Source organism: Sulfitobacter sp. F26169L (genome assembly GCF_026410285.1).
Taxonomy (GTDB): domain Bacteria; phylum Pseudomonadota; class Alphaproteobacteria; order Rhodobacterales; family Rhodobacteraceae; genus Sulfitobacter.
This window is the reverse complement of the sequence record NZ_JAPMLP010000003.1, coordinates 344,502-370,196: the sequence shown is the minus strand read 5'-3', so window position 1 is coordinate 370,196 and position 25,695 is coordinate 344,502. Positions and strand designations below refer to the sequence as shown.

Sequence of the window (25,695 nt, the reverse complement as noted above, 5' to 3'; positions counted from 1 at the left end):
GGAAATTGCCGTTCAGGCCTTTTGCAGAACTGTCGCCGAACTCAATCCACAATCACTGTCTGTTTTATTTTGCCCGTCATCCGGTCAAAAATCAAAATCTCGTTCCGGTCCGTCACAATCGCGTACCAATCCGGTCCTTGAGTGAATGCGGTGGCCGTTGCGCCGTCAGGCAGGGTGATTTGCGCGGGTAAATCGGGGGCTTTGCTGCCGAGGCGGGTGACAAGCAGGCCGATAACGATTACCACGCCAAAAATCATCACTGTCGTTAGCACCGTCACCATCCGCCGCAAAAAGCGCAGGTTTGCCGGCTCAGAAAGTTCATCCATGTCGCACCGCCGTATTACATTCATTCTGGGCGAAACGCCGCCTCCGCGTCTTGATAAGGCGCTTGCGCGAGATGTGCCAGAGGATGCATCGCTATCGCGTACCCGTCTGGCGAAACTGATCGAGCAGGGCGCTGTCTATGTGAACGGGGAAATAATGCGTGATCCGCGCGCTGTCGTGGGCGAGGGCGCCAAGGTCGACATCGATGTGGAAGAAGCGCAGGACAGCCATATCCTGCCCGAAGATATTGCGCTGGATGTCGTGTACGAAGATGACGACCTGATTGTGGTGAACAAACCTGCGGGTATGGTGGTGCATCCGGCACCCGGATCGCCATCGGGGACATTGGTTAACGCGCTGCTGGCGCACTGCGGCGATGATTTGTCTGGTGTGGGGGGCATGAAACGGCCCGGAATTGTACACCGGATCGATAAGGAAACATCGGGGCTGCTGGTGGTGGCAAAGTCGGACGCGGCGCACCACGGACTCGCCAAGCAATTCGAAGCGCATACTGTCGAGCGGTATTATCGCGCGCTTGTTTACGGTGTGCCTGATGCCAATGATCCGCGTTTGCGCGGAGTGAAGGGCGCAAACTTCGAATCAGGTAACATCCTCAAGCTGACAACACAGCTTGCCCGCCACAAGACGGACCGGCAACGGCAGGCGGTGCTATTTCAGGGTGGGCGTCATGCTGTCACGCGCGCGCGTACGGTCGCGCGCTTCGGCACGCCTCCGGTATTGGCGCTGATGGAGTGCTGGCTGGAGACCGGGCGCACCCACCAGATCAGGGTGCACATGGCCCATGCGGGGCACGGGCTGGTCGGTGATCCGACTTACGGAGGCAAACGCAAACTGGCGCGCACAGCGCTGCCAGAGCCGCTGGCCCAGGCAGTGAAGGATTTTCCACGTCAGGCGTTGCATGCGGCAGTTTTGGGGTTTGTCCATCCTGTTAGCGGGGATGCCATCCGCTTTGAGGCGCCGTTGCCGCCAGATATGGCCAGACTTCTGGATGCGTTGGAGCCGACCCGCGCCTGAAGCGGGTGTCACAATCTGCACAAAGCGGTGATGTGCCGTTTTGAAGCATACCAAGTTTACCTCTGGTGTGGGAGTACTAGCTTAACGGTAACGCATGATCTTGTATCTGGAACATTGCACACCCATATGGATGTTAAGCTCTGTTACATGAGCGCAGGGAAAGGACAAATAATGGCTAACTATGCAAATCTGCCGGCCCCGACGCCGGAGGGCGGTTTGAACCGCTATATGCAGGAGATACGCAAATTTCCCCTGCTTGAACCGGAAGAGGAATATATGCTCGCCAAGCGCTGGGTCGAGCAGGAAGATACTGAAGCTGCGCACAAAATGGTCACCTCGCACCTGCGTCTGGCGGCCAAAATCGCTATGGGGTATCGCGGCTATGGTCTGCCGCAGGCCGAGGTCATCTCCGAGGCGAATGTCGGCTTGATGCAGGCTGTCAAACGATTTGACCCTGAAAAGGGTTTCCGCCTTGCCACCTATGCAATGTGGTGGATTCGCGCATCTATTCAGGAATATGTGCTGCGGTCGTGGTCAATGGTGAAACTTGGCACAACGTCGGGTCAGAAGAAGCTGTTTTTCAACCTGCGTAAGGCCAAGAACAAGATCGGCGCGTTGGAAGAGGGCGATTTGCGCCCTGAAAACGTGAAAACCATCGCGACGCAGCTGGGCGTGACCGAAAAAGAAGTCATTTCGATGAATCGGCGGATGTCGGGGGGGGATGCTTCGCTGAACGCCACTGTCGGCTCCGAAGGTGAAGGCACCATGGAGTGGCAGGACTGGTTGGAGGATGACAACGCGGATCAGGCCGGAGACTATGAGGCCCGTGACGAACTGGAAACCCGCCGCGAGATGCTGGCCGAAGCGATGGATGTGCTGAATGAACGCGAAAAGGACATTCTGGTCCAGCGCAGATTGTCGGACGAGACGGTCACACTGGAGGATTTGAGCGGACAATATGACGTGAGCCGCGAACGGATTCGACAGATTGAAGTGCGTGCGTTTGAAAAGCTGCAAAAGCGTATGCGTGAACTGGCACAGGAAAAAGGCATGGTGACCGCGGAATAGCGCAATGACCAATAGTCTGATTGAAAGCCGCTCCCGATCGGGGGCGGCTTTTCGGATTCAATGGGGTCCGGGGGCCAGCCCCCGATTTCGCAAATGCGAAATCTCCCCCGGGATATTTAGGGCCAAAAGAAACAGGTTATTTCAGGCGTGCGCGCAGCACCCGGAGCATGTTTTCGCCCATCACTTTGCGAATTTGGGTTTCAGTGAGGTCGATGTCCATCAGGGCGTTGGTCAGTGCGGCGAGTTCGGATGTGTCAAATTCGGTGCCGACCGATCCGTCGAAATCTGAACCGAGAGCAACGTGATCTTCGCCAACAAGTTCGATTGCGGCTTTGATCATTTTTGCAATGCCGCGCGGGGTGCTGTCGCCGCAGGTGACTTCATCCCAGTAGCCCATGCCGATGACACCGCCTGTGGCTGCGATCCTTTTCATAAGGGGATCGGGATAGTTGCGTTTGACATCGCAGTGGGCTTGTACACCCGTGTGGCTGACGATGAGGGGGATATCGGTGAGGGCCATCACGTCTTCTGCGACTTGCGGGCTGGAGTGGGCGATGTCCAGGATCAGATCACGCGCGGCAACTTCTTGCACCACCTGCTTGCCGAAGTCGGTCAGGCCCTGATTTGAGGTGCCGTGCAGCGAGCCACCCAGCGCATTGTCGAAAAAGTGCTGGAGCGCGATGACGCGGTAGCCGGCGGCGACGATGCGGTCAAGATTTCCTATGTCACTTTCCAGTGGATGTGCGCCCTCGATGCCGAGTATCCCGCCGGTGATTTCGGTGCCGTTTGCGCGTGCTGCAAGAACTTCTTCCAGATCGGCGCGGGTTTTAATGATCTTCAAGCGGCCGTTTGAAGCTGCCTCTACATCGTGCAACTTTTTAGCCTGGTGTTCGGCGCGGGCCAGCAGGCTGGTCCAGGTGGCGATTGGCCAGCGTTGGCCGAAGGCAAGTGCGGTAATGTTGTCAAATGCCTCGGCGGAATTTTCTTCGTAGTTCTGACCGGCAGGCGATTTTGTCACAGCGGAGAATACCTGTAGCGCGACGTTGCCTTCGATCAGGCGCGGGATATCGACCTGACCACGGTTGCCGCGTACGCTGAGGTCGCGGGACCATAGCAGGGGATCGGCGTGAAGATCACCGATGATCAGGGTTTTGTGGAGGGCTGCAGCGGCATCACTGACGGGATAGGGGCCGCCAGTACCCACCGGATTTGATGATTTTTCCACCATGGCCGGAACAAATGCCCAGAATATGATCAACGCGAAGGCGGCCAGCAGGACAAGCGTGAGGATAGTGTTTCTGAGCAAGCGCATGGTGGATCTCCCTTTATGGTACTCCAACACTTGTCGGGTAAACTTGGCAAGAGGGGGCGGGATGCTTAAGTTGGAGGGTGAGTAATGATGGAGAGCGATATGGCTGGAGGTTGGGCGCGTGATGGCGCGGTAGCAGAGCAGATTGAAGCATCGATCAATGATGAACTGGCACGTTTGAAGTCACGGCGCGCACCTGTCGGGGAAAGCCTGACCCATTGTGCGGAGTGTGAAGAACCGATCCCGCAGGCGCGGCGTGATGCCTTGCCGGGGGTCAAGCTGTGCATCGACTGTGTGCAGGAGCGGGACGCCGGGTTTAAGGCGCGGGGCGGGATGAACCGGCGGGGCAGCAAGGACAGCCAGCTGAAGTAGGATCGCGGTAGGCCGGGCACTGGAGTATCGAAGCTAGCAGCGACCCGTTCTTCTGTGCCCGAGAGGTGTGCGCATGACAATCCCTGCGACCAAGACAGAGCTGCTGAATGCGATCACCGGATCGTTCGACAAGCTGATGGTCGATTTGTAGCGGGTGCCGGACAGCCGGAGCCGTGAGACTACGTTGCAAGGCCATGCTAGAGGGACAAGTATGAGTGCCGCCGATCTGGCGGGCTGGAACGAGCTGGTTTTGAAATGGCTTGAACTGGATGATCAGGGCTGCGCCGTTGATTTCCCTGAAACCGGTTTCAAGTGGAACGAGTTGCGCAGACTAGCCCGCAAATTTTATGCGGATTACGAAACGCTCGGCTATGCTGGGTTGGGGCGCAGGTTGAAAACGGCCAATGCCGATATTGCCCGAACGGTGTCACAGCGCAGCGGTGAAGAGTTGTACGGTGCGCCTTGGTACGGGAAGTGGACGAAGGGGCGGATGATACAGTTCAATACATCTTCGCCCTACACAAATGCGCGGGGCAGGATCCGCAAATGGCTGAAGGCGCAAGATGTGAAACGGTGAGATTCAGGGGCATGTTGAAGGCGGGCAGGGCAGATGCATGATATGCTGTGGCCCTGCGCTTCCCTTGGTCCAGATGCCGCCTGTATCAATAAATCCGCCCTTGAGGTAACAGCGGATGGCTGCCGGATTGGCTTTGTTCACGGTTAGATAGACATCGCGCGCAGGGTAGTGATGCGAAAGATACTGCGGCAGCAGTCTGACCGCTTGGCTGGCAATCCCGCGTCCTTGGCAAGTGCGATCGATCATAAAAGCGCGCAGTCCCAGTGAGCCGGCTGTAGCGAAGGGGTATTCAATCGAATAGGCAGTGTCGATTTTGAAAAAGCCGACGGGATGATCCCGCTCTAGAATCGCATGAAGATCTATGTTCTCTTCATTTTTTTCAAATGCTTCTGCCACGGTGCCGGAAAATTTGATCTGCTCGGGCGCCACTTGTATGTGGGCAACCCGAGGCAGATCGTCTTTGTGCAGTCTTTCAAGACGCAGTGTCACTCTTCCATGGCTTCCAGCTCGTCAATGAAGCCGGAAATCATCGACAGGCCCTTGTCCCAGAATGCGGGGTCGGATGCATCAAGGCCGAAGGGGGCGAGCAGCTCTTTGTGGTGCTTGGAACCGCCTGCGCGCAGCATATCGAAGTATTTGTCCTCGAAACCGGGCTTGCCTTCTTCGTAAACCGCATAGAGCGCGTTCACGAGGCCATCACCGAAGGCATAGGCGTAAACGTAGAAGGGGGAGTGGATGAAGTGGGGGATGTAGGCCCAGAAAGTTTCATACCCCTCCATGAACTCGAAATTCGGACCCAAGCTTTCGGCCTGAACGGACATCCACAGGGCGTTGATGTCATCGGGCGTCAGTTCTCCGCCACGGCGGGCCGCGTGAAGCTTGCATTCGAAATCATAGAACGCGATCTGGCGGACAACGGTGTTGATCATGTCCTCGACTTTGCCAGCCAGCAGGATGCGCCGCTCGGATTTGGTTTTGGCGCCTTCCAGCATTTTGCGGAATGTCAGCATTTCTCCGAATACAGACGCGGTTTCTGCCAGTGTCAGCGGCGTAGAGGATAGCATTTCACCCTGACCGGCGGCCAGAACCTGATGCACGCCGTGCCCCAATTCATGCGCGAGGGTCATTACATCGCGCGGTTTGCCGAGGTAGTTCAGCATCACGTAGGGGTGAACATCTGTCACTGTGGGGTGGGCAAAGGCACCGGGCGCTTTGCCCGGCTTTACGCCTGCGTCGATCCAGCCCTTGCGAAAGAACGGCTCGGCCAGTTCGCCCATACGCGGATCAAACGCGGAATAGGCGTCCATGACGGTTTTTTCGGCGGTGGGCCAATCGACGGTTTTGGGGTCTTCCATAGGCAGGGGGGCGTTGCGGTCCCAGACCTGCATCTTGTCCAACCCCAGCCATTTCTGCTTTAGCGCATAATATCGGTGCGACAGTTTAGGGTAAGCGTTTACCACGGCATTACGCAGGGCCTCCACCACTTCCGGTTCTACCTGATTGCTCAGATGGCGGGCGGTCTGGGCGGTTTCCATGCCGCGCCAGCGGTCCATGATTTCCTTTTCCTTGGCTTGCGTGTTGTGGATACGCGCAAAAGTTTTGACGTTTTCGCCAAACACCTCGGCCAATTCGCGTGCGCCTGCTTCGCGGTTGTCGCGGTCGGGGTCGGTCAACAGGTTCAGCGTGCCCTCAATGCCCAGCGTTTCACCGTTCACGTCGAATTTCAGGCCCGCAATTGTTTCGTCGAACAGCCGCTCCCATGCGTCACCGACAACGCCTAGATCGTGCAGAAACTTCTCCATCTCGTCGCTGAGCTGGTATGGCTTCATCGCGCGGATACGGTCAAAAACGGGTTTGTAGCGCGCAAGATCGGCGTTTTTGTTCAGCAGATCGTCCAGATGTTCGTCGTCCAGCGTGTTCAGTTCCAGTGTGAAGAACACCAGCGGCGTGGTGAAATTGGTCACCTTTTCCTGCACATCCGACATGAACTTTGCGCGGCCCGCATCTGTGGTCAGCTGGTAGTAGCGCAGACCGGCGAAAGACATGATGCGCCCTGCGATCTGGTTGATCTTTTCGTTGCGCAAAACACATTCGAGCAGGCCGGCGGCGTCCAGCGTTGCCAGTTTCCCCTCGTAATCGGCAGCGAAGCTGGCGCAGGATTGCTCCAGCCAGTCAAGATCCCGTTTCAGTTCGGGCGCGTCCTCGCCTGTATACAGGTCATCAAGGTTCCATTCCGGCAAATCGCCGAAAGGTGTGTCAGAAGCCGCTGCTGCGTTTGCATCCCGTAGTGGACGGGGGGCGTTAGGAAGGGAAGAAATGTCAAACATGGAAAAGTCCTTTGATCGTTTGCAGCATAGGTAGGGATGCATGCACGCATGGGCAAGCGGCAGTGCCGTTTCGTCAAGAGCGGTTGGCGGTTAAAATCTGTATAATGCGCGCGGATTGTCGCACAAAATGCGCTGGCGCAGCGTGTCTGATGTAACCACGCGGTCGAATGCGTCAAGCAATGCGGCGCCTGAGGGCATCTGTGCGCCGTTCAGCATGACATGCGGCCAGTCAGACCCCCAGAGACATGCTTGGGGGTTGGCGTCGATCAATCGGGCCACCAGCGCATCGGCCTCTGCGTAGGGTGCGTTGCACAGCCGGTAGAGGCCGGACAGCTTTACATGCGCATATCCATCCGCGAGCAAGGCGCACAGTGTCTCTACGCCTTCGCCAGAGGGGTCAAGGCCGGCAGAGGGCCACGCGACATGATCAAATACGACCGGACAAGGAAGCGCGCGCACGTCAGCGGCGATGTCGTGCATATGTTGATCCATGTGGCACAGCATCTGGATATGCATGCCCCGCTCGGCCAGTGCGGGGGCCATTGCGCGCGCGCCAGCCCAATCGAGAACGCCGCCGTGGACGTAGTTCAGCCGGACGGCATCCATTCCCCAGCTTGCAAATTCATCGATCTGCGCCTCTGTCGCGCCATCGGGTAGCAGACCGACACCGCGCGCACGGCCGCCCAGACGCTTCAGCGCCTCGCGAGTGACGCTGTTGTCGGTGCCGTAAAAGATTGAATGTACCAGAACAACGCGGCTGAATCCCAATGTGTCCATCTGCTCGTCCAGCAGGGCAAGCCAGCCGTCCAGCGTGGGGCCGGGCGCGGGGTTTTCGACGCGTCCTTCCCAAAGGAGAAATTCGTCGCGCCCTGCAAGCATATGGACATGGGTGTCTATGGCCCCTTCGGGCGCGCGGCGCAGTGGTGCGCGGGGTTCGGGGGGCATTGTCGCGTCTGGTTTACCCATAAATGCGCAACATCTCGTTCAGGTCATCCAATGTATTGGCCTCTTCCAGTGGTTTATCCTTGCGCCAGCGTAACATGCGCGGAAAGCGCAACGCTACGCCTGATTTGTGCCTCGGTGAGGCCTGTATCCCTTCGAATGCGATTTCAAACACATGATGCGGGGTAACCTGCCGCACCGGCCCGAACCGCTGCAAGGTATTCTTGCGCACCCACGCGGTAATTTCACGGAACTCTTTATCCGTCAGGCCTGAATACGCCTTGGTGAAAGGCACCAGCGCATCACCATCACGCACCGCAAAGGTGTAATCGGTAAACAGATTTGCACGCCGCCCCGAGCCGGACTGCGCATAGATCATCACCGCGTCGATGGATAGCGGTGCAAGTTTCCACTTCCACCAATCGCCCTTTTTGCGCCCGGCCAGATAGGGGCTGTCACTGCGTTTCAGCATCAATCCTTCCGCATGGGCGTCGCGCGCGCCATCGCGGTAGCGGTGCAAATCACTCAAATTGTCAAACGGCAGTTGCGGCGAGAGCTTTACAGGGGCATCCGGGGGAAGGCTGGCGCAGGCCTGCTCCAGCACTGCGCGGCGCTCTGCAAAGGGCTGGTGGCGGATATCATTGCCCTGCCATTCCAGGAGGTCATAAGCATGAATGATAACAGGCGCTTCGCTCAGCAGCTTTTTCGGTACGGTTTTGCGCCCGATGCGCGGTTGCAAGCTGTTGAAACTGGACGGATGATCGGCCCCCGCGTGCCAGACGAGTAGCTCCCCATCCAGAACCGTGCCTTCGGGCAGGTAATCAGCCGCGCGCCCCAGTTCGGGAAAGCGGTCTGTCATCAGTTCCTCCCCCCGCGACCAGACAAAATGCTCCCCGCCGCGCAAGATAAGCTGTCCACGGATGCCGTCCCATTTCCACTCAGCGCGCCAGTCGGCGGGATTCTCCAGCGCCTCTGGCCCGTCCTCCAGCGCATAGGCAAGGTAAAACGGGTAGGGGCGCGACGCATCCGCACTGGCGTCGTCGGCTTCGATCAGAGTGTGCCAAGTGGTATCGTCGGGGTGCCAGTTGCCCATTAGGCGGTGGGCAAGCTCGGCCTCGTCGCGATCTGTCGCGCGGGCCAGCGCACGGGTCATCAGTTTTTGGCTGACGCCAACGCGCATCCCGCCTGTGATCAGCTTGTTAAAAATGAACCGCTCGGTTCCACCAAGGCGCGCCCATGCGTCCAGCACAAATGCTTTTTTTGCCGCTTCGTCAGCTTTGTATACCTCGCGCAAATCGTTGATCCATTGCGACAGCGGGCGGTTATCTGTTGTCGGGTTGGGGGGCAGAACCAGCGAGATCGTTTCGGCCAGATCACCGACAATCGGATAACATTCCTCAAACAGCCAAAGCGGAATTCCAGCAACCTCGGCGGCCCATTCGCGCAGACGCGTGGTGGTCACGGCACGTTTCGGGCGGCGGCCCGAAAACAGCGCGATGGTCCATATTTTGTCCACATCATCTGCTTGATTAAAGTAGTCCGCCAATGCATTGATTTTTATGGTAGTCTTGGTGCTTTGATCGATAGCGTTGAAGAGTGCGGCAAAGGCTTTCATGCAGCTTCTCCGCTGTCGTCGGAGGCATCAAGGTTCTCTCCTTCAAACTGGGTCGGAATGACTTGGGCATTCCAGCCGCTATCATTCAGATATCGCGTGAAGATATCTGTGTAACCATGCGTTACATATATGTTTTCTGCTTCGGTGTTTTTGATCGCCCATAGTAGTCCGTCCCAATCAGCGTGATCTGAGATTACAAAGCCACGATCACCCGCACGGCGGCGGCGGATTCCGCGTATTGCCATCCACCCCGAAGCAAAACCGCTTTCTTGCGCGCCGAATTTTTTCGACCATGCAGAGCCAAGTGCGGAGGGAGGAGCAATGACCATCGCGCGCGGGTGGGCTTTTGCGGTCACGTCTTTGTCCGCCAGCGTTGTCTCCGGCAGCGTGATGCCTTGCGCACGCATGACAGCATTGGTGTTTTCAACTGCTGTATGGCACAGGATCGGCCCGATGGAGGGATCAAGCATCGTTATCAGGCGCTGGGCTTTGCCCAGTGAATATGCCCCCAGCAAAGCCGTCTTTCCTGCGTCCGCACAGGTCCGCCACCATGCGTTCAATTCGTCCGCGATCGCTTTTTGTGGTTCCCAATGAAAGACCGGCAGACCAAAGGTGCTTTCCGTGATAAAATGGTGGCAGCGCACTGGCTCGAAAGGGGTGCTGAGGCCGTCATCAATGACTTTGTAATCGCCGGAGGCTACCCAGACCTGTCCGGCCACCTCGACCCTGATTTGCGCCGATCCGGGAACATGGCCTGCGGGGTGAAACGACACGTTGGCGTTGCCGATCATGCGTTCTTCGCCGTAAGCCATGCCTTCGGCAGTAATTTCGCCCAAACGGTGGCGCATTACCGGCAGCGCATCATGTGTCGCCAGATACCGCCCCATGCCCCAGCGCGCGTGATCGGAGTGACCATGCGTGATAAGCGCGCGGTCAACTCGACGCCACGGGTCAATATAGAAATCACCGGCGGGGCAATAGATGCCCTCTGGTGTAAATGTCAGAACGGGGTGTTGGCTCATTTACAGCAATCTAGCCGTAAATTTCCACAGGGCCAGTATTAGCCTGTAGTTGTGTTCAGGAATAGTTCGGAAATTTCGTCAAAAACATGTGTGCGGATGTCCGGAATTTCCATCAGGACTTCATGCTCGCCCCCTTCAATGGTGCGGTACTGGCCGCCTTTCCAGTTTTCCATGCGCGTGTTGATGCGGGGCACGTCCACGATCCGTTCGTTGCTGCCGACAAATGTGATGCAGGGCAGGTTTGGCGCAGCGCGCTGCGCAAGATGCGCGGTTTCCGCCAATGCCTCGCGCAGCCAGATATAGCTGGGTCCGCCCAATTGCAGATCGGGGTGGGCTGTGATTTGATCACGCATCATATCGTACATTTCAACGTCGGTGGTCAGCATATTGTCATCAAACGGGGCGGTCAGCACATAAGGTTCGCGGGTGGTGCCGTAGGGCAGGCGATGCCCTTGTCCGATCTTCGGCATGAACGTGCTGAGCATTGCGGCAGGCAGGCGCATACGCGGGCTGATGTGAATACCCCACATCGGGCCGGTAAAAGCGGCCGCCTGAACGGCCAGCCCCTCCATCACAGCGCGCAAACCAATGCTGCCGCCCATTGAATGGGCCACAAGGAAATAGGGTCGTGGCAAGTTCAACGTGCGCGCCGCACGCATCACGGTTGCCACGTCTTTCTGATAATCGGGAAAGTGATCTACATGACCTGTCAGGCGGTCATCCAGCATCCGGTCAGCCAGTCCCTGACCGCGCCAGTCAACGGCAATAGAAGCAAGGCCGCGCGCTGCAAATTCTTCGGCCGCGACCCCGTATTTTTCAATATATTCCGTCCGTCCGGGAAATATAAGCACCGTTCCGCGCGCACCTTGCGGTGACCAGACCCCCAACCGGATTTTCTTTCCATCCGATGTCTCGGCCCAGTAGGCCGCTGCCGGATCAGGTCCGGGATGGATATCCTTATAAAGGGGGGCTGGCGAAAGCGTCATATGTTCAGGTCAGGTCAGGCCAGGGCAGAGGCCAGCTTCATCGCCATGCCCATGTCGCCATCAACCTTCAGCTTGCCGGTCATAAAGGCGGATGTCGGGTTTGTTTCTCCGTCCATCATCGCTTGGAAAGTTTCTGGATCGGCGCTGAGCGTTACATCGGCTTCGTCATTGCCTTCACGCACACCACTGTCGTCGACCATCACAGTGCCTTCGCCTTCGATATCGAATTTCACGGTCCCGCCGATATCGACACCTTCCATTTTTTCCGACAGAACTTTTACCGCTTCGTTGATCACTTCGCTCATTTTCAGCCCTTTTTTGGCAAATGGCGGCAAGCCCTATGGAAATTGGCCCCCCACCTGTTACATTCACTGTTGTTATGGTCAGATACATCGTCAACCTCAAACATACCGTTGCGGCACTTAGTGCTGTTATGTTGCTTTGCAGCCCCGCAATCGCGCAGGATGATGCGCAGATTGCCGCGTTGTTAGAGGCGCTGCGCACGGCCACACCCGAGCAGGCCGAGAACGCCGAGCGCGATGTCGAACGCGCCTGGTCGAGATCGGGGTCTGCCGCGATGGATCTTCTGCTCAAACGGGGGCGCGCGGCGCTGGCGGCGGGTGAGATTACAACCGCGATAGAGCATTTTACCGCGCTGACCGATCATGCGCCGGATTTTGCCGAAGGGTTCCACGCCCGTGCCACTGCGTATTACCGCGCTGACCTCTATGGTCCTGCGCTGGATGATCTTGAAACCGCGCTGGCGCTGAATCCCGATAATTTCAATGCGATTTTCGGTCTGGGGGTGTTGTTCGAAACGTTTGGTGACAACCGCCGCGCGGCCACACTTTTCCGCCGTGTACTGGCGTTGAACCCGCACCATGAAAACGCCGGAAAGGCGCTTGAACAACTGAAAACAAGCGGCATCGGGCGCACTCTCTGATCAGGTTAGGAATTTGCGGTGAACACGCAAGGCAGGGTTGTGGCCGTTCTGGGCCCCACCAATACGGGAAAGACTACCTATGCGATCGAACGGATGCTGGGCCACCGGACGGGCATTATCGGCCTGCCGCTGCGCCTGCTCGCGCGGGAGGTCTATGACCGCATCGTTGCCGCGCGCGGCCCGTCTGTGGTGGCGCTGGTCACCGGAGAGGAGCGGATCGTTCCGCCGCGGACGCAATACTGGGTCTGCACGGTCGAGGCGATGCCTGAGGGGATGGGCGCGGATTTTGTGGCGATCGACGAAATCCAGCTGTGCGCCGATCCGGAGCGGGGGCATGTGTTTACAGACCGCCTTTTGCGCACGCGGGGCCTGCATGAAACTCTGTTCATGGGGTCCGACACGATGCGAGGCACCATCGCTTCGCTCGTTCCCGAGGCGCAGTTCATCCACCGCGACCGGATGTCCGAATTAATCTACGCAGGTCAGAAAAAGATAAGCCGAATGCGTCCCCGCAGTGCAATCGTCGGGTTTTCGGTTGAAAATGTATATGCTATCGCAGAGCTGCTGCGCCGCCAGAAGGGCGGTGCGGCGGTGGTGATGGGCGCGCTGAGCCCGCGCACGCGCAACGCACAGGTGGATATGTACCAGAACGGCGAGGTCGATTATCTGGTGGCCACAGATGCCATCGGGATGGGCCTCAATCTGGATGTGGATCACGTCGCGTTTTCGAGCCTGAGCAAATTTGACGGGCGGCGGATGCGTCCGCTGGCCCCGAACGAGCTGGCCCAGATTGCAGGGCGCGCCGGACGCGGCATGAAGAACGGTACATTCGGGGTGACGGGGGACGTGCCGCCGCTGGACGACGGCGTCGCCCGCGCGATTATGGACCACCAGTTCACGCCGCAAAAAAAGATCAACTGGCGGAACCCCAAGCTGCAGTTCGGCACCATCAACAGTCTTGTCACCTCGCTTGAGGTCGGCCCGGATCATGAACGGCTGGTCAAGGCGCGGGAGGCTGACGATTTGCGGGCGTTGAAAACCGTGGGTGATGACGCGGAGGTTGCCGCGCGGTGTACGGACGGGCAATCGGTCAGGCTTTTGTGGGATGTTTGCCGTATCCCCGACTTTCGTGGTATCAGCAATGCAGAGCACGCGAACCTGTTGGAGATCATTTTCAACCATCTGCACCAGCGCGGCAATTTGCCCGATGACTGGTTGGCACGGCAGATCAAGATCATTGACCGCACCGACGGGGACATTGATACGCTCTCTAAACGGTTGGCGTTTATCCGCACATGGACATACGTTACCCAGCGCAAAGGCTGGACAAATGACGAAACCCATTGGCGCGGCGAAGCGCGTGTCGTAGAAGACAGACTGTCAGATGCATTACACGAGCGTTTGACCCAAAGATTTGTAGATCGGCGTACCTCGGTTTTGTTGCGCCGGCTGGGACAGAAGGAAGCCATGGTGGCCGAAGTTAATAGCGATACCGGTGAAGTGACCGTTGAAGGCGAATTTGTAGGCAAGCTGGACGGTTTCCGTTTCCGTGCTGACAAAGGGGCCGGAACGGCTGAAACGAAGACGATCAAAACGGCAGCGTTGCAAGCGCTGGCGCCGCAGTTCCATCTGCGCGCGGATCGTTTTTACAACGCGCCGGATACGGAGATTGATTTCACCGAACAGGGGGGCCTCATGTGGGGCAGCGCTGCGGTGGGCAAGTTGGTCGCGGGACCAGACGGCTTGAAGCCGCAGGTCGAGGTGTTTGTGGATGATGTTGCAGGGCCGGAGGTTGCGCAGAAGGTGCAACGCCGCTTGCAGCACTTTATCGACCGCAAGGTCGCCAGCCTGTTCGAGCCGCTGATTGCGCTGCAAAAAGACGAAGCACTGACAGGGCTGGCCCGTGGCTTTGCCTTCCGTCTGGTCGAGAATTTCGGCGTGCTGCCGCGCGCCGACGTTGTGGACGAGGTCAAATCGCTGGATCAGGATGCCCGTGGCGCGCTGCGTAAACATGGTATCCGGTTCGGCCAGTTCACGATCTTTATGCCGCTGTTGCTCAAACCCGCGCCAACCCGTCTGCGTTTGGTCCTGTGGTCCCTGACAAAAGGTCTGTCCGAGTTCCCCGAATCGCCCCCACCGGGATTGGTTACAATTCCTGTTGAAGCAGGTGCGCCCTTAGGGGCCGACACGATGTCGGGATACCGCAATGCAGGTACCCGCGCGATCCGCATCGACATGCTGGAACGGTTGGCGGATATGCTACGTAGCGAAGATTCGCGCGGCGGTTTCGAGGCAAAACCTGATATGCTCTCCATTTCCGGCACCACGCTGGAACAATTTGCCGATCTTATGCAGGGCTTGGGTTATAAGGCCGAAAAAGGCGAACGCGCCAAGGTGAAGACCGTTACCGAAGTCATGCCGGAAGCTGAAAAGGATGTTCCTGCTGATACGCCGGTGATGGATGCGAATGCCCCGGCGGAAGGGGCTATTGTTGAAAATCCTGCACCACCTGCGCCTGCTGATGTTCCCGAAAATACCGATCAAATCCTTGATGATGGCATCGCGCCTATCGCGGCAGAGCCAGTTGCGCAAGGCGAGGTTCCGGCCGAAATTCCGGCGATGTCAGAGACAGAAACGCCGCAAGGCACTGCACCCGACGCGCAAATCGCCGGTGCAGAGATGGAGACATTCTATACCTTCACATGGGCCCGTGCCCCGCGCCGCCAGCCTGCTGGTGGTGATCGCCCCAAAGGCAAGGGCAAGCCGAACCCGCGTGGTAAAAAAGGCCAGCGCGACAGCGATAAGGGCAAGGCTGCCAAAAGCCAGAACTTCTCGGCACGCCCGCCCAAGAAGGAAAAGCAGATTGACCCCGACAACCCGTTTGCTGCGGCTCTGATGGGCCTCAAAAAAGACAAGTGAGCGCGCAAGCGGCGGAAAAGCTGCGGCTGGACAAATGGCTGTGGTACGCGCGCTTTTTCAAAACACGATCTCTGGCGGCAACAATTGTCGCCGGAGGGGCGGTGCGCATCAACGGCACACCTGCGTCCAAACGCAGCACCACAATCACTGCCGGTGACGTTCTGACCTTTGCCAAGGACGATCATATCCGCGTGATCCGCGTCGAGGCCTGTGGCGTGCGCCGTGGTCCGGCCCCCGAAGCCCAAGCACTATATACCGATCTGGATCCACCTGCGCGCAAGCCCAAGGATATTGTTCCACACAATCCGGCATTTGAGGGAAAAGGACGTCCCACAAAACGCGACCGCCGCCAGCTTGATCTTTCTAAGGCGCGCCACCTTGAATGATCGGCCCCGCTGAATTAGCTAAGCCACGAGCTAATCTGCCAAAGGCATTCTCCCATGACCTATATCGTTAACGACGCCTGTATCGCCTGCAAATATACCGACTGCGTAGAAGTCTGTCCGGTGGATTGCTTTTACGAGGGCGAAAATATGCTGGTGATCCATCCGGACGAATGTATTGATTGTGGTGTTTGCGAGCCTGAATGCCCCGCCGATGCGATCCGCCCCGATACAGAGCCGGACATGGAAAAGTGGGTAGAGTTCAACCGTAAGTACTCCGAGATGTGGCCGGTGATCATTACCAAAAAAGATCCGCTGCCCACCGCCGATGAAATGGACGGGAAGCCGGGCAAGATTGATCTGTTTTCCGAAGCGCCGGGGGAAGGCGGGTAAGCCGCCCCACGCGATTCGCAGCCGGTGACCCCAAACCCGCCTCAGCGTTGCTTTACAGGCGTTCGAGCGCCCTTTAAAGGGGTGCGTTTTTGTGGTATAGTATTGTCAATGACATCTATATTTACACCCTTGAGCGCCGGACTGCCACGGCACATCTGATCACCCGAATTTTTGCGCATATCCTTCAGGCGTTCGTCTGAAAGGTGTGCGTTTGTTGTGCGCAGTCTTTGTGACGGCGCCACCTAAGGAGTACATGACCCATGACCAAATCGAAGAAGCTTGATTTCCGCCCCAACGAATTTGTCGTTTATCCCGCCCATGGCGTCGGCCAGATCGTCAGCGTTGAGGAGCAGGAGATCGCAGGGATCACGCTGGAACTTTTTGTGATCGCATTTGAAAAAGACAAAATGACCCTGCGTGTACCCACACATAAGGCAACGGAAATCGGTATGCGTGCACTCAGCTCGCCTGACGTGATCGCCCACGCGATGAAAACCCTCAAGGGCAAGGCCAAGGTGAAGCGTGCCATGTGGTCACGCCGCGCGCAGGAATACGAGCAAAAGATCAACTCCGGCGATCTGATTGCCATTGCCGAAGTCGTCCGTGACCTGCACCGCACCGACGACCAGCGCGAACAATCCTATTCAGAACGCCAATTGTACGAAGCTGCACTTGAGCGTTTGACGCGCGAAGTTGCCGCCGTTGCAGGGGGGGATGAACTGGCTGCGGGCAAGCAGATCGGCGATGTCCTCGACAGCCGCATCGCTCCGGCGGCCTAAAGTATCGAACGGCGTCTGGTTATTTCAGGCGCCGTTTCCTTTTATACCATCACAGCGCAGGTAAGCAAAATGGCTGTCTCGCTCAATTGCTGAACCGCGCCCAGCACATCGCCCGTCTGCCCGCCGATCTTGCGCCTTGCTACGGCGGTGAGGATTATACCCACCAGAAATGCCGCAAGTATTGCCATCAAGGCGATCATACCCAAACTCAAAAAGGCGATCAGCCCGCCAATCCCCAAACCAGCCACGACAGGAACGATATCGGGCCGCCCGACGCTGCGCGACAACCCATCCGTGCGGGCGTAGGGCAGGGCGTGCATCACCGCAGGCATCATCGCGCGCGATAGCGCCGCAGCAGCTAGCAGCACAGGCCAGCCGCTATCCAGCACGACAGCAAGCGCACTGATCCGCAATAGCGTGACCAGCAGCAGTGCCAGAACGCCATAGGTGCCGATCTGGCTGTCACGCATGATCTCCAGACGCCGCGCAGGGGTGGTGCCACCCCAGAACCCGTCAAATACATCGGCTAACCCGTCTTCGTGCATTGCGCCGGTCAGCAGCATCACTGCGCCCAACGCCAGCACCGACGCAATGAAGACTGGCAGACCGGCCCAAAGGGCCACGTACGCAGTCACCGCCCCTGCAGCGCCCAGCCCCAAGCCGACCACCGGATAGGCCCAAACGGCACGCGCGCCTTGCGAAAAGGCGCGTGGCGGCAAATGCGGCAGCGGCAGACGGGTCAACAACACCGCCGCAAGCCACACCTGGCCGGCGTAGTCATTTTTATCCATGCAACGCCCCTTTCAACGCTTGTGAGCAGCACCTTATTGGGTAAACAGGCAACACCGGTCTGGCAATGAGGGTTTTGCAATGGCAGCGTTTTCCGATCTCGACGACTTTCGGGCGATTCTCGCCGAGCAACCGGCACCGGATGCAGCAGCATTTGCAGATGCAGGCGCGCGCAACGGGCAACTGACCAAACCGCCCCGCGCGCTGGGCCGTCTGGAGGAGATTGCGCAGTGGTACGCCGGATGGCGCGGCGATTCGCGTCCCAGTATCAATGCTCCACAGATTATCGTCTTTGCAGGCAATCACGGCGTCGCGGCCCTTGGTGTCTCTGCTTTTCCCGCAGAGGTGACAGAACAGATGGTGTTGAATTTTCAACACGGCGGTGCTGCCATCAACCAGCTAGCGCGCGCGGCGGGTGCGAAACTGGATGTTCACGCCCTGCACCTCGACCAACCGACAAATGATTTCACCCAAGGTCCGGCCATGTCCGAAACTGAGATCATCAGTGCCCTTGCATCGGGCTGGGATGCGGTGAGTGAGGAAGTCGATTTGCTGGTTGTAGGGGAAATGGGCATCGGTAACACCACTCCCGCAGCCGCTTTGGCGGCCGCCCTGATGGGGGGGGAAGCTGGCGATTGGACAGGTCGTGGTACGGGCATTGATGATGCAGGATTTGCAAACAAGGTCCGCGTTGTGGAACAAGGGCTTGCCCTTCACAAAGGGCATGGTGACGGTCTGGAGATGCTCCGCCGCCTTGGCGGACGTGAACTCGCCGCGATGGCAGGGGCCATCACCCGCGCGCGCGCCCTGCGAATACCTGTAATCCTCGACGGCTTTATCTGCACAGCCGCCGCCGCCTGCCTCGAACAAACAGAGCGCGGCGCGCTTGATCATTGCATAGCAGGTCATCTCAGCAGCGAAGGGGCACACCAGCGCCTGCTGGACGCATTGGGCAAAACGCCCGTTCTGTCACTTGATTTGCGGCTTGGCGAAGCTTCCGGTGCCGCGCTGGCGATCCACATTGTCAAAGCGGCGCTTGAATGTCACAGCGGCATGGCAACTTTTGCCGAAGCAGGCGTAAGCGATAGCTGATCCTCTATTTCTTTTGGCCCCAAATATCCCGGGGCGCGCTTGCCCCACGGGGGCAAGCGCGGGGCAGAGCCCCATTATCTTAGGCGCGCTTGTCGTCCTCTTCTGTGCGGTTCAGAAATGCAGTTTCCAGATCCTTCTCCAGTTCCTTAGCGCGGGCCACATAGGCCTTGTTCTCGCCCGGTGCGATATCGGGCCGCCACAGGTCGGCCAACTCGCGTATGGACATACGGTCGTGGTGATAGAACAGGCGCTGGGCCTCTGCGGCCTCATACTCCGACAGTCCGAGGTTCTCCAGCACGTAACGCCCTGCGCGCAACGAACTGTCAAACATCTCACGTACGATATCATTCGCACCAGATTGGTACAGGTGATAGACATCCATGCGGTCATGGGCGCGCACAACAATATGAAGATCAGGGCGCTGTGCACGGGCATATTTCACCAGTTCACGTGCAGCCTTGCGATCATCCAGCGCAACCATAAGCACCCGCGCATCTGCCAATCCTGCTTTTCGCAAAATATCGGGGCGGGTGGGGTCACCCAGAAATGCCTTGAAGCCAAAGCGGCGCATGACTGCGATGGTGTCGGGGTTGTGATCCAGAACCACCGTTTCAAACCCCGATGCCTGAACCAGACGGTTCACAATCTGTCCGAACCGCCCGACACCTGCGATAATGACAGGACCTTCTGAATCAATCTCGTCATCGGGCATGCGTACGCTGTCATCGCTGCTGCGTTTCGAAATCAGTTCGAACAGAATGAACAACAGCGGCGTAATCAACATCGTCAGCGCGATGATCAACAGCAGCGTTTCTGCGACATTGTCCGGCATGACGCCGGTCGCAACGGAAAAGCTGACCAACACAAAACCGAACTCGCCCGCCTGCGCCAGACCAAGGGCAAACAGCCACTGATCCCGCCCTCGCAGCTTGAACAGCTTGCCCAACGCAAAGAGAATGACACCTTTGACCAGAATAACCAGCAAGGCCATTCCCAGAATGATCACAAAATCCGAGGCCAGAAGGGCGAAATTGATACCTGCACCGACGGTAATGAAAAACAGGCCCAACAGCAGACCCTTGAACGGCTCAAGGTCGGTTTCAAGTTCGTGACGGAATTCGGAGCTGGCCAGCACCACACCGGCAAGGAACGCCCCCAGCGCAGGCGACAGTCCGACCAGCACCATGATAAACGAAATCCCGACCACAATCAGCAGCGCAAGTGCGGTGTACATTTCGCGCAGTTTTGCAGAATGGATATAGCGGAAAACCGGACGGGTAAAAAACACGCCGGTAATGATTATGCCTGCGATCGCGCCGATTGTGACTAGAGTAACGCCCCATGCAGGCAAACTGTCGATAAAATTGAATGCAGCATTGACAGCGCCACCACCGTGATCCGTGTTGTGGTCATCAGCTTTTACGCCTTCTACCACGATCGAACCATCGGGCGATACTGTTGCTATTGGTAGCGTGACCGCAAGCAAAGGCAAAAACGCCAGCATCGGAATGACAGCGATATCCTGTGATAGCAGAACCGAAAACACCGAACGTCCGCCAGCAGTCTGCATAAGACCCTTTTCCGAAAGGGTTTGTAGAACAATCGCGGTCGAGCTGAGCGACAGCGTTAGACCGATGGCAAAGGAAACGCCCCAAGGTTGGCCATAGGCCATTGCAATGCCCATCAATGCCAATGTGCTGACCACAATCTGCAGGCCACCGAGGCCAAGCAACTTGTGGCGCATGTCCCACAGCGCGCGGGGCTCCAGCTCCAGTCCGATCAGGAAAAGCATCATCACCACGCCGAATTCGGCGAAATGTTGCAGATCCTTCGTTTCGGCCCCGACCAGTCCAAATACAGGCCCGATCAGAATACCGGCAGCAAGATATCCCAGAACCGATCCCAGCCCGAGGCGGGCTGCGATGGGTACAGCGATCACGGCTGCGGCGAGGTAAATTGTGGCTTGAAACAGAAATCCGTCCATGGGTGTCCTTCAAGGGCGCGCGCGCGGCGCTAGGTGGGTAGGGGGCTATCGCGTTTGAGTTGGTCCATTACGATCTGGCTTTGAACACGGGCTACCGCCTTATGGGGCAGCAAGACTTCGTGAATCAACCTGTTAAGGGCAGGCAAGTCCTCACAGTAAACGCGCAGCAGGTAATCCGCATCCCCTGTCATCGTCCAGGCGCTTACAATTTCACCCCGATTGGCGATTAGGCGCGCAAAGCTGGCAGAGTGTTCCGGCCCGTGTGTGCCCAGATGAACCTGAACAAAGCCTTGCACAGCCAACCCCAGCCGTCGCGGATCAAGGCGCGCGGTATAGCCTTCGATGATCGCCTCTGCCTCTAGCCTCTGGCGGCGGCGGCCGGCCTGAGAGGGGGAGAGGTTAAGCATCTCTCCCAACTGGTGGGCGGTGAGGTGGGCATTCTTTTGCAGCGCGGCAAGCAGACGTTTGTCAATTTCATCCAACATTGTGCGGTCTTTTTCCTTCAATACAGATTTCTGTGCGTAGTTTACGCATACCTGCCGTTGTAAATACAGGATTTTGCGCAAACTTCTTATCGTCAAGGGCGTATACTACGCCGCAATCACACCAATCCGGAGGATATCACCATGGGACCATTCCCGCACGACGCGCCGAAATCCGAAATCACCGCTGAAAATCCGGCTGGTACAGACGGTTTCGAATTTGTTGAATATGCCTCTCCCAACCCTGAAGAACTGCGCGAAGTCTTTCGCAAGATGGGCTATAGTCATGTGGCAAACCACAAGACCAAGGCTATCGAGCTATGGCAACAGGGTGATATCACCTATGTTTTGAACCACGATCCCGACAGCTTTGCCGCGAATTTTGTTGAATTGCACGGGCCCTGTGCGCCGTCGATGGGGTGGCGTGTGGTGGATGCGCAAAAGGCATTGGCCCATGCGGTGGCGAACGGTGCCGAAGAATACACAGGCGATGGCAAGGTGTTGGATGTGCCTGCCATTATGGGCATCGGTGGATCGCTATTGTATTTTGTGGATCAGTATTACGATACCTCGCCCTATAACTGGGAATATGACTGGATCGCGAAATCCAAGCCCGAGGGGGTCGGCTTTTACTATCTCGATCACCTGACGCATAACGTGTTCAAGGGAAACATGGACAAATGGTTCAAATTCTACGGTGATTTGTTCAGTTTCCGTGAAATCCGGTTTTTTGATATCGAGGGCAAGTTTACAGGCCTGTTTTCGCGCGCGCTTACCTCTCCTTGTGGACGGATCCGTATTCCGTTGAACGAAGATCGCGGCGAGACAGGGCAGATCGTTTCCTATCTGAAAAAGTATAACGGCGAGGGTATCCAGCATATCGCGGTGGGCGCGCGCAATATTTATGACGCAACTGATGCAATTGCCGACAACGGCCTGAAATTCATGCCACCACCACCGGAAACGTACTATGAGCTAAGCAAAACCCGTGTCGTCGGCCACGAAGAACCGCTGGACCGTATGAAAAAGCACGGCATTCTGATTGACGGCGAAGGTGTGGTCGACGGTGGAGAGACACGGATATTGCTGCAAATTTTTTCCAAAACCGTGATTGGCCCAATCTTTTTCGAATTTATCGAACGTAAAGGCGACGATGGATTCGGCGAGGGGAATTTCAAGGCACTGTTCGAGAGCATCGAGCAGGAGCAGATCGACAGTGGCGAGTTGACGGGCAACTAGCTACACCGCTCTAAACGCAGACAGACAGTATAAATAATATAAATAATGCGCGGAGCAGGAGCTTCGCGCATTTGGTTTTGGAATGTCGGAGTGTTACCGCGCTTAGGCGCCTTTAAGGCATCTTCAAGACGACGTTGCGACCACCTTTGGAGTAGCGCAACTCGGAGTTGCTTATCGCGGAAACACGACCACCGTCGATCCGGTCGCCGACCCGCACCTTCTGATAACGCCCGTTGGACAGACGAACCAATGCGCGCCGGCTGGAGGGTTTGCCGTAAACGCCAATCAAATTAACCCTGCGCAGGTTAATAGCGTTTTTCACGGTGGCGCTGCGCGCAACCGATGCTTTGGACGGGATGCTCGGTGAAACACTGCGCGGGGCTACGGAGGCTGCCGCGGCAACCCTTGTTTCCTGTGGCTGCGCGCGTTCGGCGCGTTTCACAACACGGGCAAAATTGCGGGGCCGTGTATCGGGGCGTTTGGATTGTGATGTGGCATATTTGGTTGCGTTCTGAATAACGGTTGCATTCGCCGCTATTGTTGGCTGTGGCACTGCAAGAGCAGCAGCCGCTGCTGCGGTGGCGGCTTGTGCAGCTGCAGCTGCGCGTGCTTCCTCTGCCTCTTTGGCCCTTTCGGCCTCTTCGTCCGCTTGCCGCGCACGGTCCTGAATCGAGCGCGGACGCAATGCGGGGCGGTAGGCTGCAAGCTCGGAACGGGTCACGCCGCCCAGCTGGGCCCGCTCTGAACGTTCGGCAAGACCGAGGGGGCGGTTTTTCGGCCGGAACTTAAGCAGCGGAGAAGGGGCCGCGGCGGGAATAGCTGCATCGGGCTGGTTGGCAAAGCGGGTCAGCGTGTCTGGCGGTTTGCGCGGCGGACTGGCAGCGATCAGCGTGTAGCCTTCCGGTGTGACAACCCCATCGGGCGTGGGGATAATCAGGCCCCCCGCGTCCAGTTGTGTAGTTTGCCCGAATGGTGGTGGCGATACCATTGCAACCAGTTGTGTATCAGTCTCGAAACCGCCGGGGGCGGGCAGGGCAAGGGCATCGTTGGCGGTGCTTACCGCGTCAAGGCTGCTGCGATACACCGGGTCGGACACGGTGGCCGGCTGCGTCAGGGGCGTTTCCGGCGCAAGCGGCCAGATGCCCGTAACAGCGTAACGCGCTGCGGCTTCCTGCTCTGTAATCACGGGTAGTTGTGGTTCGGGGCGCGGATTTTGCATCGCATCAAGAACTGCTGTGTCTTCGGCAGACAGGACCGGATCAAGCGCCGCGATCTGAACGCTGTCACCAGTGGTTTGCGCAGTTTCATCCTGTCCATCCGGCGTGCGGATGATTTCGGGGTCAATCTGATTTTCGGGTGCGGATGCTGTTGCGCGGCCTTTGTCGCCCCGCATCAGACCTGCAATTCCCTCATCCAGAAATACAGCAGCCCACGCGGCAACACCGGCAAGGAACACCAAAAGGATCACCGTCATGATCAGGCCAAGAAATCGCGGCTTGCCGCCAACGTGTTCCGCACGCGCACCGAACACGGTCATCCGCTCGGCTTCGCTATGGGCGGAGGCAACGCGGGCAGTGGGGGCGGGCAACGGCGCGGCCGCACCGGTGCGCGGTTTGCGGCGGCTCAGGAAACCCGCGATCTTGGACGTGGGCGGTGTGGTTTCGTCGGCAATCGCAGCTGGCTGCTGGGTGAGAGAGCTGCTGTCGGGCGCGGGTGTGGGGGACGTCGCCCGCTGCGCACCACCAAGCGGTTTTGCTGTCGAAGGTCCTGTTGCCGCTGGGGCGGCGGCGGGCGCGCGCCTGCTGGAAAAGGTTGTTGTCGGTGCTGCGGTAGATGGCGCCGGTTCGGTCGGTTTCTTATGTGCGGTCGCGATTGTAGGCTTGCTTGGCGCTACCACCGCGGCAGCAGCGGCCATCGCGCGCGCGCGCGCCGAATCGGGCGTGTCGGCCTGAGCCGGGCTTTGCTGTGGTGCAGTAGTTGAGGCTGGCGGCGTCGGGTCTTTCAACGGCGCGGGTTTGGCCACCGCAGGCGTTGCATCGGTGGCAGGATCCGCAGCAGCTGTGGCGGGTTTTTCTGCTGGCACCGGAGTGTTGGTTTTGGCTGGTTCAGCAGGCTCAACCGATGGCAAGTCCAGCGGCAATTCCGCTTCGCGCTCCGGTTTTGCCGCAGAGGGGGCCGCTGTGGCGACCGGCTCCGCATCTGCGGTTTTTTGCTCAACGGGTGCCGGTGTCGCCGGTTTTGGCGAAGGTGCATCCTGAGGCGGCGCTGGCTGTGCTGGTGCTTGTGGGCGTTCCGGCTCGGGTGCGGGGGCTTGATCTACCGCCGGCTCCGGCTTTGGCGTCGGCTCGGGCTGCGGAGGGGGGGGCTTCGCCACCGGTTCTTCCTGAACGTCCGGTTCCGGCGCTGTCTCCGATTCCGGCGAATTGGACCCTACAATTACCACTGCGATCCCGTCAGACTCTACAGTCTCGTCCGGTGCAAGCAGATCGGCAGCACCGGCTGCAGGACCAAAGAACGGCTCTCCCAGATAGGGGACATCACCGGGCATGGCGACAAAACTGACCGGATGGAAGCGATGTTCGGTTGCAAACGCTTCTGCCTCTACAAGCGTTTCCTGCGCCACCGCCGCGATGTGAGTTTTGGCGCCATCCAGACTGATATCATAGGCCAGTTCCGACACCGCATAGGGTGTGGCATCGTGCAGCGCATTTTCGGCGGCCCTGCGCCGTGCAGCTTCTGACAGACCGATCGTTTCAATTGTCAGGTATTTAATCTGGCTGTCGGGAATGATCAGTTTCGACCGCACACCTCCCGGTTCGAGGCTTGCAGCGGTTTTCCGCAGAACAGCAAGCTCTCCGGCCAGATCTTCGGAGGTGACCGAAACCTCGCCCACCTCACGCCAGCCACCTGCCGCGCGGTGCAACAGCTTTATGCCTTCAAAAGACAGGGATAGTGCAAAATTAGGCTTCATGCGCCGCCTCTATCACGGGTCTGGTTAACCAACAACTTCGTATGAAAACAGGTTACCGCACAGAGGCGCGCAAGAAAAGGTCCGCAAGCGGATTTCGGCACACTGCCTTGGCAGCCTTGGCGCAGCACATTGGCTGCGCCAAGG

General features: G+C 58.0%; 24 protein-coding genes. 11 read left to right on the top strand and 13 right to left on the bottom strand.

Annotation, left to right across the window (positions count from 1 at the left end; translation table 11 throughout):
• Positions 1-41: 41 nt before the first annotated feature.
• Positions 42-326 carry a DUF6476 family protein gene (locus OS189_RS08640; RefSeq protein ID WP_267166894.1) on the bottom strand — a complete coding sequence of 95 codons (285 nt, stop codon included), beginning with the start codon at positions 324-326 and terminating at the stop codon, positions 42-44.
• On the opposite strand from OS189_RS08640, the gene OS189_RS08635 reads away from it, so the two are divergent.
• Both OS189_RS08635 and rpoH read left to right on the top strand, forming a co-directional pair.
• Positions 325-1,359, top strand: a complete 1,035-nt coding sequence (locus OS189_RS08635; protein ID WP_267166893.1) for an RluA family pseudouridine synthase — start codon at positions 325-327, stop codon at positions 1,357-1,359. The genes OS189_RS08640 and OS189_RS08635 overlap by 2 nt on opposite strands.
• 171 nt (positions 1,360-1,530) lie before the next feature.
• Complete coding sequence (gene rpoH / locus OS189_RS08630; RefSeq protein WP_267166892.1) at positions 1,531-2,427, top strand: RNA polymerase sigma factor RpoH; 897 nt, start codon at positions 1,531-1,533, stop codon at positions 2,425-2,427.
• A 136-nt stretch (positions 2,428-2,563) separates the two neighbouring features.
• Here rpoH and OS189_RS08625 read toward each other — a convergent pair whose 3' ends face one another.
• A complete protein-coding gene (locus OS189_RS08625; RefSeq protein WP_267166891.1) occupies positions 2,564-3,739 on the bottom strand; it encodes a dipeptidase in 1,176 nt (391 codons plus the stop codon).
• 99 nt (positions 3,740-3,838) lie between these two features.
• On the opposite strand from OS189_RS08625, the gene OS189_RS08620 reads away from it, so the two are divergent.
• Positions 3,839-4,108, top strand: a complete 270-nt coding sequence (locus tag OS189_RS08620) for a DksA/TraR family C4-type zinc finger protein (RefSeq protein ID WP_267166890.1) — start codon at positions 3,839-3,841, stop codon at positions 4,106-4,108.
• 154 nt (positions 4,109-4,262) lie between these two features.
• Positions 4,263-4,685, top strand: a complete 423-nt coding sequence (locus OS189_RS08615; protein ID WP_267166889.1) for a ClbS/DfsB family four-helix bundle protein — start codon at positions 4,263-4,265, stop codon at positions 4,683-4,685.
• A gap of 3 nt (positions 4,686-4,688) precedes the next feature.
• Here the strand turns inward: OS189_RS08615 and OS189_RS08610 are convergent, their stop codons facing one another.
• From OS189_RS08610 to OS189_RS08580, 7 genes are all read right to left on the bottom strand, one after another.
• Positions 4,689-5,174, bottom strand: coding sequence for a GNAT family N-acetyltransferase (locus tag OS189_RS08610; RefSeq protein WP_267166888.1), 486 nt, complete (start codon positions 5,172-5,174; stop codon positions 4,689-4,691).
• A complete protein-coding gene (locus OS189_RS08605) occupies positions 5,171-7,012 on the bottom strand; it encodes a M3 family oligoendopeptidase (RefSeq protein ID WP_267166887.1) in 1,842 nt (613 codons plus the stop codon). Before OS189_RS08605 ends, OS189_RS08610 begins: the two co-directional genes overlap by 4 nt.
• A 90-nt stretch (positions 7,013-7,102) precedes the next feature.
• The gene (locus OS189_RS08600) at positions 7,103-7,978 is read right to left on the bottom strand and encodes an amidohydrolase family protein (RefSeq protein ID WP_267166886.1); all 876 of its coding nucleotides are present in this window, start codon (positions 7,976-7,978) and stop codon (positions 7,103-7,105) included.
• Entirely contained in the window at positions 7,971-9,569 is a 1,599-nt protein-coding gene (locus OS189_RS08595) for an ATP-dependent DNA ligase (protein WP_267166885.1), read from the bottom strand. Before OS189_RS08595 ends, OS189_RS08600 begins: the two co-directional genes overlap by 8 nt.
• A complete protein-coding gene (locus OS189_RS08590; RefSeq protein ID WP_267166884.1) occupies positions 9,566-10,591 on the bottom strand; it encodes a ligase-associated DNA damage response exonuclease in 1,026 nt (341 codons plus the stop codon). Before OS189_RS08590 ends, OS189_RS08595 begins: the two co-directional genes overlap by 4 nt.
• Positions 10,592-10,629: 38 nt before the next feature.
• The gene (locus tag OS189_RS08585) at positions 10,630-11,577 is read right to left on the bottom strand and encodes an alpha/beta fold hydrolase (protein WP_267166883.1); all 948 of its coding nucleotides are present in this window, start codon (positions 11,575-11,577) and stop codon (positions 10,630-10,632) included.
• Between the two features lie 14 nt (positions 11,578-11,591).
• Positions 11,592-11,882, bottom strand: a complete 291-nt coding sequence (locus tag OS189_RS08580; protein WP_267166882.1) for an SCP2 sterol-binding domain-containing protein — start codon at positions 11,880-11,882, stop codon at positions 11,592-11,594.
• 35 nt (positions 11,883-11,917) lie between these two features.
• Here OS189_RS08580 and OS189_RS08575 point away from each other — a divergent pair, with 35 nt between their 5' ends.
• From OS189_RS08575 to OS189_RS08555, 5 genes are all read left to right on the top strand, one after another.
• On the top strand, positions 11,918-12,520 hold the full coding sequence (locus tag OS189_RS08575; RefSeq protein WP_416237467.1) for a tetratricopeptide repeat protein: 603 nt from the start codon (positions 11,918-11,920) through the stop codon (positions 12,518-12,520).
• Positions 12,521-12,538: 18 nt separating this feature from the next.
• A complete protein-coding gene (locus OS189_RS08570) occupies positions 12,539-15,439 on the top strand; it encodes a helicase-related protein (RefSeq protein WP_267166881.1) in 2,901 nt (966 codons plus the stop codon).
• Entirely contained in the window at positions 15,436-15,825 is a 390-nt protein-coding gene (locus tag OS189_RS08565; RefSeq protein ID WP_267166880.1) for an RNA-binding S4 domain-containing protein, read from the top strand. The genes OS189_RS08570 and OS189_RS08565 overlap by 4 nt, the downstream gene beginning before the upstream one ends.
• A 54-nt stretch (positions 15,826-15,879) precedes the next feature.
• A complete protein-coding gene (gene fdxA / locus OS189_RS08560) occupies positions 15,880-16,215 on the top strand; it encodes a ferredoxin FdxA (protein ID WP_267166879.1) in 336 nt (111 codons plus the stop codon).
• Positions 16,216-16,475: 260 nt separating this feature from the next.
• On the top strand, positions 16,476-16,994 hold the full coding sequence (locus tag OS189_RS08555; RefSeq protein ID WP_267166878.1) for a CarD family transcriptional regulator: 519 nt from the start codon (positions 16,476-16,478) through the stop codon (positions 16,992-16,994).
• A gap of 41 nt (positions 16,995-17,035) precedes the next feature.
• Here the strand turns inward: OS189_RS08555 and cobS are convergent, their stop codons facing one another.
• Entirely contained in the window at positions 17,036-17,785 is a 750-nt protein-coding gene (cobS, locus tag OS189_RS08550; RefSeq protein WP_267166877.1) for an adenosylcobinamide-GDP ribazoletransferase, read from the bottom strand.
• 79 nt (positions 17,786-17,864) lie between these two features.
• On the opposite strand from cobS, the gene cobT reads away from it, so the two are divergent.
• Positions 17,865-18,875 (top strand): nicotinate-nucleotide--dimethylbenzimidazole phosphoribosyltransferase, encoded by a 1,011-nt coding sequence (cobT, locus tag OS189_RS08545; RefSeq protein WP_267166876.1) that lies wholly within the window; start codon positions 17,865-17,867, stop codon positions 18,873-18,875.
• Between the two features lie 79 nt (positions 18,876-18,954).
• Here cobT and OS189_RS08540 read toward each other — a convergent pair whose 3' ends face one another.
• Together OS189_RS08540 and OS189_RS08535 are read right to left on the bottom strand one after the other, a co-directional pair.
• Complete coding sequence (locus OS189_RS08540) at positions 18,955-20,859, bottom strand: cation:proton antiporter domain-containing protein (RefSeq protein ID WP_267166875.1); 1,905 nt, start codon at positions 20,857-20,859, stop codon at positions 18,955-18,957.
• 29 nt (positions 20,860-20,888) lie between these two features.
• On the bottom strand, positions 20,889-21,344 hold the full coding sequence (locus OS189_RS08535; RefSeq protein ID WP_267166874.1) for an Lrp/AsnC family transcriptional regulator: 456 nt from the start codon (positions 21,342-21,344) through the stop codon (positions 20,889-20,891).
• 141 nt (positions 21,345-21,485) lie between these two features.
• Between OS189_RS08535 and hppD the strand changes: the two genes are divergently transcribed.
• The gene (gene hppD, locus OS189_RS08530; RefSeq protein ID WP_267166873.1) at positions 21,486-22,580 is read left to right on the top strand and encodes a 4-hydroxyphenylpyruvate dioxygenase; all 1,095 of its coding nucleotides are present in this window, start codon (positions 21,486-21,488) and stop codon (positions 22,578-22,580) included.
• Positions 22,581-22,692: 112 nt separating this feature from the next.
• Here hppD and OS189_RS08525 read toward each other — a convergent pair whose 3' ends face one another.
• Entirely contained in the window at positions 22,693-25,551 is a 2,859-nt protein-coding gene (locus OS189_RS08525; protein WP_267166872.1) for a hypothetical protein, read from the bottom strand.
• Positions 25,552-25,695: the final 144 nt, after the last annotated feature.

Excerpts from the sequence above, each read along its gene's own strand:
- cobS (WP_267166877.1), bottom strand. The coding sequence starts at position 17,785 with ATGGATAAAAATGACTACGCCGGCCAGGTGTGGCTTGCGGCGGTGTTG.
- OS189_RS08605 (WP_267166887.1), bottom strand. The coding sequence starts at position 7,012 with ATGTTTGACATTTCTTCCCTTCCTAACGCCCCCCGTCCACTACGGGAT.
- OS189_RS08625 (WP_267166891.1), bottom strand. The coding sequence starts at position 3,739 with ATGCGCTTGCTCAGAAACACTATCCTCACGCTTGTCCTGCTGGCCGCC.
- OS189_RS08620 (WP_267166890.1), top strand. The coding sequence starts at position 3,839 with ATGGCTGGAGGTTGGGCGCGTGATGGCGCGGTAGCAGAGCAGATTGAA.
- OS189_RS08535 (WP_267166874.1), bottom strand. The coding sequence starts at position 21,344 with ATGTTGGATGAAATTGACAAACGTCTGCTTGCCGCGCTGCAAAAGAAT.
- hppD (WP_267166873.1), top strand. The coding sequence starts at position 21,486 with ATGGGACCATTCCCGCACGACGCGCCGAAATCCGAAATCACCGCTGAA.
- fdxA (WP_267166879.1), top strand. The coding sequence starts at position 15,880 with ATGACCTATATCGTTAACGACGCCTGTATCGCCTGCAAATATACCGAC.
- OS189_RS08590 (WP_267166884.1), bottom strand. The coding sequence starts at position 10,591 with ATGAGCCAACACCCCGTTCTGACATTTACACCAGAGGGCATCTATTGC.
- OS189_RS08540 (WP_267166875.1), bottom strand. The coding sequence starts at position 20,859 with ATGGACGGATTTCTGTTTCAAGCCACAATTTACCTCGCCGCAGCCGTG.
- OS189_RS08555 (WP_267166878.1), top strand. The coding sequence starts at position 16,476 with ATGACCAAATCGAAGAAGCTTGATTTCCGCCCCAACGAATTTGTCGTT.
- OS189_RS08595 (WP_267166885.1), bottom strand. The coding sequence starts at position 9,569 with ATGAAAGCCTTTGCCGCACTCTTCAACGCTATCGATCAAAGCACCAAG.
- OS189_RS08635 (WP_267166893.1), top strand. The coding sequence starts at position 325 with ATGTCGCACCGCCGTATTACATTCATTCTGGGCGAAACGCCGCCTCCG.
- OS189_RS08585 (WP_267166883.1), bottom strand. The coding sequence starts at position 11,577 with ATGACGCTTTCGCCAGCCCCCCTTTATAAGGATATCCATCCCGGACCT.
- OS189_RS08600 (WP_267166886.1), bottom strand. The coding sequence starts at position 7,978 with ATGGGTAAACCAGACGCGACAATGCCCCCCGAACCCCGCGCACCACTG.
- OS189_RS08640 (WP_267166894.1), bottom strand. The coding sequence starts at position 326 with ATGGATGAACTTTCTGAGCCGGCAAACCTGCGCTTTTTGCGGCGGATG.
- cobT (WP_267166876.1), top strand. The coding sequence starts at position 17,865 with ATGGCAGCGTTTTCCGATCTCGACGACTTTCGGGCGATTCTCGCCGAG.
- OS189_RS08575 (WP_416237467.1), top strand. The coding sequence starts at position 11,918 with ATGGAAATTGGCCCCCCACCTGTTACATTCACTGTTGTTATGGTCAGA.
- OS189_RS08525 (WP_267166872.1), bottom strand. The coding sequence starts at position 25,551 with ATGAAGCCTAATTTTGCACTATCCCTGTCTTTTGAAGGCATAAAGCTG.
- OS189_RS08580 (WP_267166882.1), bottom strand. The coding sequence starts at position 11,882 with ATGAGCGAAGTGATCAACGAAGCGGTAAAAGTTCTGTCGGAAAAAATG.
- rpoH (WP_267166892.1), top strand. The coding sequence starts at position 1,531 with ATGGCTAACTATGCAAATCTGCCGGCCCCGACGCCGGAGGGCGGTTTG.